This is a genomic window from Prevotella marseillensis (assembly GCF_900625065.1).
In the GTDB taxonomy this organism is placed as follows: Bacteria; Bacteroidota; Bacteroidia; order Bacteroidales; family Bacteroidaceae; genus Prevotella; species Prevotella rara.
The window spans coordinates 2,776,235-2,789,644 of record NZ_UYXY01000001.1; the positions used below are offsets into that span (position 1 = coordinate 2,776,235).

General features: G+C 51.4%; 12 protein-coding genes. 7 read left to right on the forward strand and 5 right to left on the reverse strand.

All coding sequences use genetic code 11. From position 1 onward, the window contains the following. Positions 1-17: 17 nt before the first annotated feature. Positions 18-587: a guanylate kinase gene (gene gmk / locus EJL04_RS11205; protein ID WP_021854027.1), complete on the reverse strand. Its 570-nt coding sequence runs from the start codon at positions 585-587 to the stop codon at positions 18-20. A 259-nt stretch (positions 588-846) separates the two neighbouring features. Then, positions 847-1,722 (reverse strand): YicC/YloC family endoribonuclease, encoded by an 876-nt coding sequence (locus tag EJL04_RS11210; RefSeq protein WP_021854028.1) that lies wholly within the window; start codon positions 1,720-1,722, stop codon positions 847-849. Positions 1,723-1,812: 90 nt separating this feature from the next. On the opposite strand from EJL04_RS11210, the gene tsaB reads away from it, so the two are divergent. The 6 genes from tsaB to rseP all read left to right on the forward strand — a co-directional run bounded on the left by tsaB (position 1,813) and on the right by rseP (position 7,813). Beyond that, complete coding sequence (gene tsaB, locus EJL04_RS11215; protein ID WP_125104983.1) at positions 1,813-2,502, forward strand: tRNA (adenosine(37)-N6)-threonylcarbamoyltransferase complex dimerization subunit type 1 TsaB; 690 nt, start codon at positions 1,813-1,815, stop codon at positions 2,500-2,502. An 84-nt stretch (positions 2,503-2,586) separates the two neighbouring features. Then, positions 2,587-3,183 (forward strand): DUF4290 domain-containing protein, encoded by a 597-nt coding sequence (locus EJL04_RS11220; protein WP_021854030.1) that lies wholly within the window; start codon positions 2,587-2,589, stop codon positions 3,181-3,183. Positions 3,184-3,219: 36 nt separating this feature from the next. Beyond that, entirely contained in the window at positions 3,220-4,527 is a 1,308-nt protein-coding gene (gene murA, locus EJL04_RS11225) for a UDP-N-acetylglucosamine 1-carboxyvinyltransferase (protein WP_021854031.1), read from the forward strand. Between the two features lie 25 nt (positions 4,528-4,552). Further along, complete coding sequence (gene rimM / locus EJL04_RS11230) at positions 4,553-5,080, forward strand: ribosome maturation factor RimM (RefSeq protein ID WP_125104984.1); 528 nt, start codon at positions 4,553-4,555, stop codon at positions 5,078-5,080. A 93-nt stretch (positions 5,081-5,173) separates the two neighbouring features. Beyond that, positions 5,174-6,331, forward strand: coding sequence for a 1-deoxy-D-xylulose-5-phosphate reductoisomerase (locus EJL04_RS11235; protein ID WP_021854033.1), 1,158 nt, complete (start codon positions 5,174-5,176; stop codon positions 6,329-6,331). Positions 6,332-6,433: 102 nt separating this feature from the next. Then, positions 6,434-7,813, forward strand: coding sequence for an RIP metalloprotease RseP (rseP, locus tag EJL04_RS11240; protein ID WP_125104985.1), 1,380 nt, complete (start codon positions 6,434-6,436; stop codon positions 7,811-7,813). Positions 7,814-8,093: 280 nt separating this feature from the next. Here the strand turns inward: rseP and EJL04_RS11245 are convergent, their stop codons facing one another. The 3 genes from EJL04_RS11245 to EJL04_RS11255 form a co-directional block, all read right to left on the reverse strand. Beyond that, positions 8,094-8,462: a hypothetical protein gene (locus EJL04_RS11245; protein ID WP_125104986.1), complete on the reverse strand. Its 369-nt coding sequence runs from the start codon at positions 8,460-8,462 to the stop codon at positions 8,094-8,096. 368 nt (positions 8,463-8,830) lie between these two features. After that, positions 8,831-9,154, reverse strand: a complete 324-nt coding sequence (locus EJL04_RS11250) for a hypothetical protein (RefSeq protein ID WP_125104987.1) — start codon at positions 9,152-9,154, stop codon at positions 8,831-8,833. 264 nt (positions 9,155-9,418) lie between these two features. Further along, on the reverse strand, positions 9,419-12,196 hold the full coding sequence (locus EJL04_RS11255) for a TonB-dependent receptor domain-containing protein (RefSeq protein ID WP_241209986.1): 2,778 nt from the start codon (positions 12,194-12,196) through the stop codon (positions 9,419-9,421). Between the two features lie 189 nt (positions 12,197-12,385). Between EJL04_RS11255 and EJL04_RS11260 the strand changes: the two genes are divergently transcribed. Beyond that, positions 12,386-13,408 (forward strand): sensor histidine kinase, encoded by a 1,023-nt coding sequence (locus EJL04_RS11260; protein WP_021854038.1) that lies wholly within the window; start codon positions 12,386-12,388, stop codon positions 13,406-13,408. The last annotated feature ends 2 nt before the right edge of the window (positions 13,409-13,410 follow it).

Sequence of the window (13,410 nt, forward strand, 5' to 3'; positions counted from 1 at the left end):
CGTAAGACGTTATTCACTTAACCGAGCAGAAAGTCTTTAACTATCTTCAGCGCCTCGGCCTTGGCTTTGTCCAGGTCGTCGTTGATAACCACCTTGTCGAACTTCGGGGCGAAGGTAAGCTCGAACGACGCACGGGCTATGCGGTCTTCTATCACTTCCGGGGCGTCGGTGCCGCGTCCTGTCAGACGGTTGCGCAGCTCCTCTATCGACGGCGGCTGGATGAACACGCTGAGAGCACGGTCGCCATAATAGTTCTTTATGTTGCATCCGCCCTTCACGTCCACGTCAAAGACAACGTTCTCGCCTTTTTCGAGCTGTGCCTCAACCTGCTGCTTCAGCGTGCCGTAGTAGCGGTCTTTATATACTTCCTCATACTCGAGGAACTCGTCGTTGTCTATCCGGCGTCTGAACTCTTCGGGCGTAACGAAGAAATATTCAACGCCGTTGCGCTCTGTGCCTCTCGGGGCGCGGCTTGTGCATGATATACTGAAGGCCATGCGCAGCTCTTCGTGCGACATCAGCCAGTTGATTATTGTGCTCTTTCCGCTTCCGCTAGGAGCAGAGAAGATAATGAGTTTTCCGGGCATGGTTTTAAAAAGTAGTTAAAGGAGTTAGAGTAGTTAAAGAAGTTAAAGTCATTTGCGTTTCTCATCGGGAGTTAAAAGAGTCAGAAGTAATTAAAGGAGTTAGAGCCATATGCTTTTATGCTTGCAGGTTAAAGTCATATATTCTTGACTTTATCTATATTTTTAAGCATCATACCCAAAAGCTTTCTTTATGAAAAGAACCTGCAAAGGTAATGACTTTAACTACTATAACTACTTCTAATACTTTAACTCCTAAAATTTAAAGTACATTAAGCACCTGTTCTTTTATCTGTTCCAGTTCGTCCTTCATCTTCACCACGATGTTCTGCATCTCGGCCTGGTTGCTCTTGCTGCCTGTGGTGTTTATTTCGCGTCCCATCTCCTGAGCTATGAAGCCGAGCTTCTTGCCCTGGCCTATGCCGTCGTTCATGGTCTCGCGGAAATATTTAAGATGGTTTGCAAGGCGCTGTTTCTCTTCGTTGATGTCGAGTTTCTCTATGTAATAGATAAGTTCCTGCTCAAGGCGATTCTTGTCGTATTCTATTTCGGGTATGCTCTTCAGGCCTTCAACGATGCGGCTGCGTATCTTCTCCACACGCGACTTCTCGTATGGCTCTATAGACGCCAGCAGACTGCCGATGTTGTCGAGCTTCTCGCTGAACTTGTTATAAAGGGCGGCACCCTCCTGCTTGCGGAACTCCACAAGCGCCTGCAGTGCCTGCTCAACGCCGCCGCGGGCAACGGCCCACTCCTCGTCGGTCAGCACCTCTGCCTCAGTCTTGCTCATAACGTCGGGCATGCGTACAAGTATGCTGAACCAGTCTTGCGGCTCAGGCATGCCGGTCTTGGCGGCAATGTCCTTTATCTGATGATAATAGTTCTCCACCAGCGCACTGTTGATAGGCGTGGCGTCGAGAGACGCGTCTTTCTCTATCCAAATTGAAAAGTCAACCTTTCCTCTTACGAGCGCCTTCGAAATCATCTGGCGCATCTCCATTTCCTTCTCACGGTATAGCGGCGCAATGCGCGTAGACAGGTCTAAGGCCTTACTGTTTAAAGATTTTATTTCTACATTAATCTTCTTCTCATTGAAGGTTACGACCGACTTGCCATAACCCGTCATAGATTGTATCATAACACTTTTGTAGTTAAATTTATGCAAAAGTACATATTTCTTCGGAAAAAAGCGTATTTTTGCACTTTATTTAAGAAGATATTTTTAATTATGTCGTGTATTTTGAATATTGAGACGAGCACCAACGTGTGTTCGGTAGCAGTAAGCCAGGACGGCACCTGCATATTCAGCAAAGAAGACCACAGCGGCCCGAACCATGCAGTAAGACTTGGAACATTTATTGACGAAGCCATTTCGTTCGCCGACAGCCACGCCATTCCGCTCGATGCCGTAGCCGTTAGCTGCGGCCCCGGCTCATACACCGGCCTGCGCATAGGCGTTTCGATGGCCAAGGGCATATGCTATGGCCGCGACATCAAGCTGATAGCCGTGCCCACGCTCGAGCTGCTCACAGTGCCCGTACTGCTCACACATGAGCCCGAACCCGGAGCGCTGCTCTGCCCCATGCTCGACGCACGCCGCATGGAGGTCTACTCGGGCATTTACGACCGCTCGCTCAAAGAGGTGAGAGGCGTGCAGGCCGACGTGGTGGACGCCGACACGTATAAGGAATTCCTCGACAAAGGCAAGGTGTATTTCTTCGGCAACGGCGCATGCAAGTGCATCGAGGCCATCAACCACCCCAACGCCGTGCTGATAAAAGGCATTGAGCCGCTGGCTAAGAACATGTTCCCGCTGGCAGAGAAGCGCATGGCCGAGGAGAAATTTGAAGACGTGGCCTACTTCGTGCCCTTCTATCTGAAAGACTTCGTGGCCAAGACACCGAAGAAACTGCTGTAAGCCACAGCGCGAAAGCGCACACGGGGCAAGGACAACAGAGACACATATCACACTACATTTAAACGGAATTTAAACAAGAAAGAAATGGAAATCGATGGATTAGACTACAATACACAGCGCAAGAAGCTCACGCTGCCCGAATACGGACGCGAGGTGCAGAAGATGGTAGACTACGCCATGACGCTCAGCGACAGAGAAGAGCGTCAGAAATGCGCAGAGACCATAATATGCATCATGGAGCGCATGTTCCCGCAGAACAGGGAGAACATTGACTACAAGCAGAAGCTGTGGGACCATCTGGCCATAATGAGCGACTTCAAGCTCGACATCGACTATCCGGTAGACATCAACGAGGCAAAGAGCATAACCACAAAGCCTCAGCCCATGGAATATCCAAAACAGAAGAACCCCATAAAGCACTACGGCGGAATGGTGTTCGAGCTGTTTGAACAACTGATGAACATGGAGCCCGGACCCGAGCGCGACGAGCTTACGAGGCTGACGGCCAACCAGATGAAACGCAACCTGATACAATGGAGCCACGGCTCGAGCGATGACGAGAAAATAGCCTCTGACCTGGCACGCTTCACCAACGGGAAGATACAACTCGACCTCGACACATTCAAGTTTAATGTGGGAAGTCTGAAGGAGCCCGGAGAAAGGAGAAGGAAAAGAAGATAACGCTAACAGCAACGTTAACCAAATCAAGACCCGAACATGGAATCTTTCATCATAGAAGGCGGACATTCGCTCAGCGGAACCATAACACCGCAAGGCGCCAAGAACGAGGCGCTTGAGGTGATATGCGCATCACTGCTTACGCCCGAAGAAGTAAGAATAAAGAACATACCTGACATTCTTGACGTAAAGAATCTCATTCTGCTGCTCACAGACATAGGCGTGGATGTAACCCGCATAAGCAGGAACGAATATTCGTTCAAGGCAGAGAACATCAACCTCGACTATCTGGAGAGCGACGAGTTTATACGCAAATGCGCTTCGCTCAGGGGCAGCGTGCTGATGATAGGACCGCTGCTGGCACGCTTCGGCAAGGCCGTAGTGACCAAGCCGGGCGGAGACAAGATAGGACGGCGACGCCTGGACACCCACTTCCTGGGATTCAAATATCTGGGCGCAAAGTTTCTGCACAACGACGAAAGAAACACATTCGAGATAAACGGCAAAGAACTTAAGGGCTGCTACATGCTGCTCGACGAGGCATCTGTAACCGGTACGGCAAACATCATAATGGCAGCCGTGCTGGCAAAAGGAACAACGACCATATACAACGCGGCATGCGAGCCCTACATACAGCAGCTGTGCCACATGCTCAACCAAATGGGAGCACGCATCAGCGGCATTGCATCAAACCTGCTGACAATAGTGGGCGTCGACTCGCTGCACGGAACCGAGCACAAGATACTGCCCGACATGATTGAGGTGGGCTCGTTCATAGGCATGGCAGCCATGGTGGGCGACGGCATACGCATAAAGAACGTGTCGCTGCGCAACCTCGGCATCATACCCGACGCATTCCGCCGCCTCGGCGTAAAGATAGACACTGAGGACGACGACCTCATCATACCGCACATGGACCACTACGAAATCGATTCGTTCATTGACGGCTCGATAATGACTCTGGCCGACGCCCCATGGCCCGGACTCACGCCCGACCTTCTGTCGGTGCTGCTCGTCGTGGCCACTCAGGCAAGAGGCAGCGTACTGTTCCACCAGAAGATGTTCGAGAGCCGCCTGTTCTTTGTAGACAAACTGATAGACATGGGCGCACAGATAATACTCTGCGACCCGCACAGAGCCGTGGTGGTAGGCCACGACCATAACGTAAGGCTGCGTGCCGGACGCATGACAAGCCCCGACATACGAGCCGGAATAGCGCTGCTCATTGCAGCCATGAGCGCCAACGGCACAAGCCGCATAGACAACATTGCGCAGATTGACCGCGGCTACGAGGACATTGAGGCACGACTGAACAACCTCGGAGCCAAGATTGAGCGCATAAGCTAAGCATAAAAGCGAAACAACAACAGCGATGATAAGACAAGAGGAAGTTTTCAAAATCGGCAAGATAGGCAAGCCCCACGGTGTGAAGGGCGAGGTGTCGCTAATGTTTGAGGACGATGTGTTCGACAGAGTCGACGCCGACTATCTCGTGCTGCTCATCGACGGCATACTCGTACCATTCTTTTTCGAGGAATACAGGTTCAAGAGCGGCGAGACAGCCCTTGTGAAGTTTTGCGACATCGACACCAAGGAGCAGGCGCAGGAACTCACCGGATGCGACGTCTACTTCAGCCGCAAGCTGGCAGAAGAGAGCCAGGACGCCATGTCGCTCAACGAGGCCGAAAACTTCAGCCTGCTCGACGCCAACAACGACAACCGCCTGATAGGCACGGTCAAGTCGGTTGACTATTCAACTGTAAACACTCTCTTTAACGTAGAGACACCTGACGGCAAGGAAATAATGATACCGGCATCGGAAGACTTCATCATTGACGTCGACACCGAGAGGCACATCATTGTGGTAGACCTGCCCGAAGGACTTCTCGACCTTGAATAAGCAGACGCCACGGCCGCAAAGCGCGCCAAAGACGATACGGAACGACGAAAGACAAGAGAAACAAATTTAGAAGTTGGGAGAATTTAAGATTTTATGAAGAAACAGATAGCCATTCTCGGTTCAACAGGCTCGATAGGCACACAGGCACTGCAGGTGATTGACGAGCATCCTGACCTGTTTGAGGCTTACTGCCTCACGGCCAACAACAAAGTGAAAGAACTGGCCGAACAGGCACGCCGATACAATCCGGCGGCAGTGGTGATTGCCAACGAAGACAAGTATGAAGAACTGAAAAGCCTGCTCGCCGACCTGCCCGACATAAAGGTGTATGCAGGCAAACAGGCCATAGACGAAATAGTGGAGGCCGGCCCGATAGACATGGTGCTTACGGCAATGGTGGGCTTTGCCGGACTTAATCCGACAATTCATGCCATCAAGGCACACAAGAAGATATGCCTTGCCAACAAGGAGACTCTGGTTGTTGCCGGAGAACTGATATGCGAGCTGGCGCAGAAATACCACGCACCGATAATACCCGTTGACAGCGAGCACTCTGCCATATTCCAAAGTCTGGCCGGAGAAGGCGACAACGAAATTGAAAAGATATTGCTGACAGCATCAGGCGGCCCGTTCCGCAACTTCACCAAGGAACAGCTTGCCACCGTAACCAAGGCCGACGCGCTGAAGCATCCCACATGGAGCATGGGCGCAAAGATAACCATAGACAGCGCCACGATGATGAACAAGGGCTTCGAGGTTATCGAGGCTAAATGGCTCTTCGGCGTTCCGGCCGACAAGATTCAGGTGCTTATCCATCCGCAGAGCATCGTGCACAGCGCCGTACAGTTTGCCGACGGAGCCGTGAAGGCACAGCTCGGAGTGCCCGACATGCGCCTGCCCATACAGTATGCTCTGACTTACCCTGACCGCATTCACCTCAACGAAGACCGTCTCGACCTGTTCAAGCAGCCGCTGGAGTTCTTCGAGCCCGACTTAGACAAGTTCCGCTGCCTGGCGCTTGCCTTCGAGGCGATAAAGAAAGGCGGCAACATGCCGTGCATTGTCAACGCTGCCAACGAGATTGTCAACCGCGGATTCCTTGAGGACAAGTGCGGATTCACACAGATGAGCGACATCATAGAGAAGACCATGAGCCGCGTAAGCTTCAGCAGCGCGCCCGACTATGACACCTACGTAAGCACCGACGCCGAGGCAAGGCGCGTGGCTACCGAACTGCTCGGGGCACACTGATAAAGAAAGAATAAATAAAACAAGTAACATATTTTTATCCATAAGCAAAACAATCCGACGGCGGCGACCGGCCGCAGAAAGAAAAATTAAGAAAACAGAGACATGGAAATATTTTTGATAAGACTGCTCCAGTTTATGCTGGCAATCTCTATTCTCGTGCTGCTGCATGAAGGCGGCCACTTCTTCTTTGCAAAACTTTTCGGCGTAAGGGTTGAAAAGTTTTACTTGTTCTTCGACCCATGGTTCCACCTCTTTGAATTTAAGCCCAAGAAAAGCGACACGACATACGGCGTGGGATGGCTTCCGCTCGGCGGCTACTGCAAGATTTCGGGCATGATAGACGAGTCGTTCGACACCGAACAGATGAAGCAGCCGGCGCAGCCGTGGGAGTTCCGCTCCAAGCCGGCATGGCAGCGACTGCTGATAATGGTGGGCGGAGTGCTCGTAAACTTCCTGCTTGCGCTGTTTATCTATTCGATGGTGCTCTACACATGGGGCGACTCATACTACCGCCTGGACAAGATGACGATGGGTATGAAGTTTAACGACGCTGCCAAGAAGATAGGCTTCAAGGACGGCGACGTGCTGCTGCGAACCAACGAGAACACGCTGACAAAGTTTGACGTCGACATGTACCGCGACATAGCCAACGCGCAGACCGTAACCGTGATGCGCCAGGGCAAGGAGATACAGCTCACCATGCCCGAAGACATGAGCCTGCTGACCATGCTCAAGGAGCAGCCCGTGTTTGTAAAGCCGTTCATCCCGGCCGACATAGACAGCGTGATGCCAAACTCTCCGGCAGCAAAGGCAGGCATGATGAAGGGCGACAAGCTGCTGGCGATAGGCGGCAAGAGCATTGACTCATGGAACGAGTTTGACGACCAGATGGCCGTAATGGGCGACATGCTCAGCGTGGCCAAGACCACAAAAGACAGCATGAAGGTGCGCACAACCACGGTGGTGTTCTGCCATAAGGCCTCGCCCGAGAAGCGCGACACGGTGAAAATGGTGCTCAACCCTGACCTTACGTTAGGCATAGGCCGCACATATCTGGCTACATACTACAAGCCCGAAACCGTAGAATACGGCTTCTTTGAGAGCTTCCCTGCCGGAATAAAATACGGTATCGGCGTGCTCCGCGGATATGTAGACGACATGAAATATGTGTTTACAGCCGACGGCGCCAAGTCGTTGGGCGGCTTCGGATCTATCGGCAGCCTGTTCCCGCCGACATGGGACTGGATGATGTTCTGGCGCATGACTGCATTCCTCAGCATCATCCTTGCGTTTATGAACATCTTGCCTATCCCGGCTCTCGACGGCGGCCACGTGCTCTTCCTGCTCTACGAGATGATTACGCGCCGCAAGCCGAGCGAGAACTTCCTTATAAGGGCTGAATATGTAGGCTTCGGCATACTGATTCTGCTGATGGTTGTAGCCAACCTGAACGACATTCTCAGATGGCTGGGATACATGTAGTTTTTTAGGAGTTAAAGGAGTCAGAGTAGTTAAAGGAGTTAAAGCCATATGCCTTGTGTATTATTATAAACCACTTTGCACATATCTTTCCACTCCTGTATCTTAATCAGCTGACGCAGAACTTCGCCTGCGCTCTGCACATGATCTTAACGTTATTCTGACGCGAATTAAAATAAAACTCCTTGAATATAACGAAACAAGAAAAAATGCCAAGTGGTTGATAATAAACCGCTTGGCATTTTTCTTTTTTATCTGCATACACACAGACATGCTTAATGAATCAGCCACAGCCGAATGATTCGGCCCATAACTCTAGACTCATAAATAACGGCAGAATAAAACCAAATCCATGCTTTTTATATATTACGCCCATACGGCACGGACACATAAAATGCCGGAAAGGCACAGCCGACAAACGGCATCGGCTTCTGACAGCATGTAAGCTGCCTGCTGTTTTCATGCGGCAATGTGCCATCACAAAAATGTCAGGATTTTCTGCTGAAATAGAAAAAGTAGAAGCGAAAAACAGGCAGCGGCGGTAAAGTATATTTACATTTATATGCAAAAGGTATGCTTTTGAAAAATTAACCGGCAACTTTTTACTCAAAACCGGGCCACTTTTGCATCTCAAACAACCCTGTTTTTTCATTGAAATAATAGCTTTTTTGTCCCAATCAGGACAAAAACTTTTGCACACATCTACGCATAACGATGTAACACGCTATGCATCTGACACTTGCGCTTGCACACGAAAACGGCATGTTTTTACGGCCAAATGATTTTAAATTTCAAATATCTCAGTATGAGAGCGTCAGGCAAAATCAATGTGAAAGCAAAACCGCAGAAACTGTTACATATAAAAATGGCCGAGAAAAAAGAATGTACCCGACCGGGATTAACAAAAAAGACACGATAAACCATCCCGTCAGGCACATTCATATACAAGCATCTTAATAATCAGAAGTCAAGGCCGCCACGGCATAATGCCTCTGCATGGCGGCTGTAAGGCATGCGTGCTTAGCGCTTTCTGCCGGCCTTCCGGCTGTTCATCTCGCTGAAAGTCTTTTTCTGGCTGTCGTCAAGCAGATTGCTTATCTTCGTGTTAAGCTCCTCCATCTTGCTCCTGCGCTCCTCGCGGCTTATGTCCTGACTGAAGAAGTCGGTGTAGAGCGACTTTATGTTCTGTTTCTGCTCGTCGCTTAACTTCAGCTTGCTGTCGAGCTGTTCCATGCGTTTCTCTACTCTCTGTTCAGGCGTAAGCTTCTGTCCGCCCCTTTTCTGTGCGTCGGCACTGATGCCGAACATGGCCGTCAGGGCCATCAGTAATAATAGTTTCTTCATGAGTTCTCGTTTTTTTTAGATGTTTAATTTAATCTCAAACAGCCCTTTGGCCGTAAGAGTTTTGCCATATTGCGTTATAGGTTTTGCTCCTTATGTCTGCATTTCTCTGCCGCCGTATGTCAGTCTGCCCCGCCCTGCCGCATCATGCTGCGCCTTAGGAAAGGCAGGCCGACAGCCGCCCGGCATTGATTTACAAACAACTAAAACCTAATTTAATGTATTCTTACTACGGCATACGCTGATGTCATAGCGGCCTCAGACGGCCTATCTTATCGTATAGACAAAGCTCACCATGGCATAGGGCTGCAGCACGTTGGCCGTAAGATAGTCGTAGTAGTTGCTGCCTACCGACTGTCTGAACGACTGGCTCTGCCCCAGTATGTCATACACGTCGAGCCTTATCTCGGCAGCATTGTTCTTCAGGAACTTCTTGCCGAGCGACGCGTTCCATAGGAAATAGTCTTCCGTGTCGGCGCTCAGGCCGCTGTAGCCCGTATAGGTCAGCGTGCTGCGCAGGGTCAGTCCGGCCCAGAAGGTCCAGCCCACGCGTGCCTGTGCTATGTGCGTAACATAGTTGCTCGTGTTCAGGTCGGCAACAGAGCTGAGGGCCTTGTTTATCGAGGCTGAATACGACAGCGTGAAGTCGAGCTTGTCGCTGATGTTGCTGCCTATCACCACCTTTGGCACAAACGTCAGTTCGCGCGTATTGCTCTTCACGCCGTTGAATATCGTCGGCACGCTGGCATAGTTGCCGGCAAGGCTCAGGTTGACGTTGCTGCGTATCAGGTCGAGCGGGAATCCGTATGTCAGCATGGCCTGCAGACTGTAGTATCCGTCGAGGTTCACAGGGCGTGTAAGCTGTGCGCCCTTGTCCATCTCTATTCCGCCGGGCAGCGTGATGTCTTCTGTTGCCACGAAGGTGCTGTCTGCCACATATCCGTTGCGCAGCGTGGCGCCGAGCATGGCTATGAAGGTCTGTCCCGACATTGTTGTGAGCGTATATCTCAGGTTGAGCGTATGGTTAATCTGCTGGTCGAGCAGCGGGTTTCCGGTAGAGAGGAACAGCGGATTGGTGTTGTCGACAACCGACTGCAGCTGCTGCAGCGTGGGCGACGTAGAACTGCTGCGGTAGCGCAGCATGAACGAGTTGTTGCGGTTGAGCGAGTAGCGTATCATGGCCGACGGCAGCACAGAGAAATAGTTGTGCGATATGTTGTCGGCAACGGGATACGACTGTTCGCCGTCGAGCGAAGCCCACTGGAAGTCGGCACCGAGCGTGAATCGCCATCTGTCGAGATTCCATCTCAGGCCCAGTCCGGCAGCATGCGTAAGATAGTCGGTCTGATACACGCTCGACATCTGGTCAATGAGCTGTTCGCCCAGGTCGGTCATGCCGTCGCTCTCAAACGTCTTCTTGTCGGCGTCGCTGTTGCTGTAAGAGAACTTATAGTTAGCGCTCAGCTGCACGTTGTCCACTATCGGCTCCGTATACATCAGGTTGGTGCGCAGCGATGTCTGCTTCTCGTCGTTGTCCTTGCGCTGCGAATATTCCGTGGCGGTTGTCGTGCCTTCCTCGGTCTTGCTTTCCTTATAGTCAGTGTAGGTGTCGCTGCGCTTGTCGGTTATCTGTCCGTTCACAGAGAGCGACAGCGTGCGTCCATGCTTGTTGAAGCGGTGGCGGTAGGTGGCGTTAAGTCCGGCGCTGTACGATTTCACGTCGCTCTCCGAGCTGCTGCCTATGCTGCTCTGCTGCTCGCCGTACAGGAGGTTTTCGCCCAAATAGCTGCTCAGCGTGTTGCTGCTCTGATAGCTGAACTTAGGGCGCAGCTGCAGGGTGTTGTCGGCGTCTATCTTATATTCGAGGTTCATGTTCACGCGGTGGTTCCAGTTGGTCATGTCCGACTCGCTGTCCTGCATGTACGACATGCCCGGCAGTGCCGACTCGAAATACTCGCGCTGCAGCTTCTCCTGATAGTCGTTAGACGACTGGTTGAAGAAATAGCTCGACGTAAGCTTCAGCTTGTCGTTCCATTCGTTCACATAGTTCAGGCCTATGCCGTTGGTCTTGGTCACACCGCCGAGCGAGCCCACCATGAAGTTGTCCGTGCTGCCGCGTCGGCCTCCGCCACGCCTGCCCCCGCGCTTTGAGCTTTGCGCCGACATAACTCCCGACAGGTCTTCCTGCGAGAAGTTCTGCTGGTTGACATTGTTGCTCATTCCGAGTATTGACAGCCTCTGCGACTCGTCAAATATGTTGATGTTTCCGCCGGCGTTATAGCGGTTGTCCGTGCCGTATCCGCCGTACACCTTGCCGAACACTCCTTCCTTGTAGCCGCTCTTTGTAACGATGTTTATCGTCTTTATCTCCTCTCCGTCGTCAAATCCGGTAAACTCGGCCTGGTCGCTCTTCTTGTCGAACACCTCTATGCTGGCTATTATGTCGGCCGGAAGATTCTTCAGCGCAAGGTTTACGTCGCCGTCGAAAAACTCCTTGCCGTCCACCATCACCTTGCTTACGCTCTCGCCCTGGGCCTGCACCTCGCCGCCTTCTACCACAATGCCGGGCATCTTTGCCAACAGCTCTTCAGCGGTGCTTCCGTCTAACACTTTAAATGCCGACGCGTTATACGACAGCGTGTCGCCTGCCTGCTGCGCACGTGTTGCCCTTCCCTCTACCGAAAGGTTTTCGAGCATGGTGGCGTCCTCGGTCAGACTTATGTTCATCACCTTGTTGTCACTGCTGCCCAGGCTGACGCTCTTCTCATACGTCTTGTAGCCCATGTAGCTCACCTTTATGCGGTATTGTCCTGCCGCAAGGTTGTCTATTCTGTATTTTCCGTCCATGTCCGACACGCCAAGACGGGTTTTGCCGCCGTTTGGCGTTATCGACACCGTTGCTCCAGGCAACGGGTCGGACGTCGACTTGTCAGTAATCTTTCCGCTGACAACGGTCTGGCCCATTGCACCGGCCGCCGCCGAGCAGCATATCATCAGAAGCATCAGCAGTCTGACTATAAATCCAGGGGTTCTTTTCTCGTTCATTTTCATATCATTTTAGCGGTTTATGTTGCAAAGATATTGTTAAAACGGGGTTTTCTGCAACACAAATTCGCCGTGTAAGGGTAAACGACATATAAGTGAGGGTAAACGGCATGGCTCATTTTTCACGTTACAGAATATTTACACTATCTTTGCAACGGGAAAGATTTAGTAACGCAATAACGATAATTTATGCTAAGAAAGATACCTCTGATAACCGACCTTCTCTTTGCCTGCGTGCTGTTGCCGGCATTGTGCTTCCTGCTTCCCATAGAGCGATGGATAGCCAACAACCTGACGTTTGTCTGCATACTGGCGTGCTGGCTCTATGCCGTTTATTTCTTCAACCGCTATATCACGGTGCCCATGTTCTTCCAGACGCGCCGCAAGGTGATTATAGCCCTTATCCTGATTCTTGCCACAATATTGATTACATGGCTCATATCGCAGTATCAGATGGACTTTCCGCACAGACCGGTGCGTCCACGCCGCGTAAGGACTGTGGCCAGGGCAAGGCTTCATCAGCAGGCAGTGTGGTTCCTGTATGTCGCAACCATCACCTTCAGCACGGCCGTAGGCCTGCTCACCGAACTTATCAGGCAGATTGTGCGCAGCCACGACCTAGAGACGGAGAAGAAGAAAGCGGAGCTTGCTCTCTACAAGGCACAGATTAATCCTCACTTTCTTTTCAATACGCTCAACACTCTCTACGGCATGATCGTGATGAAGTCGCAGCAGGTGGAGACGGCCTTCATGCAGTTTATCTGCCTGATGAAATACATGTACACCAACCCTACGAAGGAGGCCATACCCGTTGAAGAGGAGATCGACTACATACGACAGTATATCGAGATACAGAAATACCGCACCGAAAATAAGGACAGCATACAGCTGTCTTACTATAACGACAACAAGCGGCAGGGACTGCAGATAGTGCCCATGCTGCTTATAACCTTCGTAGAGAACGCCATAAAGTATGGTCTGTCGTCTACCGACGACCGCCAGGTGTATATCGTCATAAGGATTGAAGACGGCACGCTGTTCTTCTCTACGCAGAACCAGAAGCCGACAGACAGGCGCGGCCATTCTGCCGGCATAGGCATAAGCAACTGCCGCAAGCGGCTCGAACTGGCCTATCCCAAGCGCCACAAGCTCGAGATAAACGACGCAGACGGACTCTACACCGTGCTGCTGAGCATAACCTTAATAAACTAACC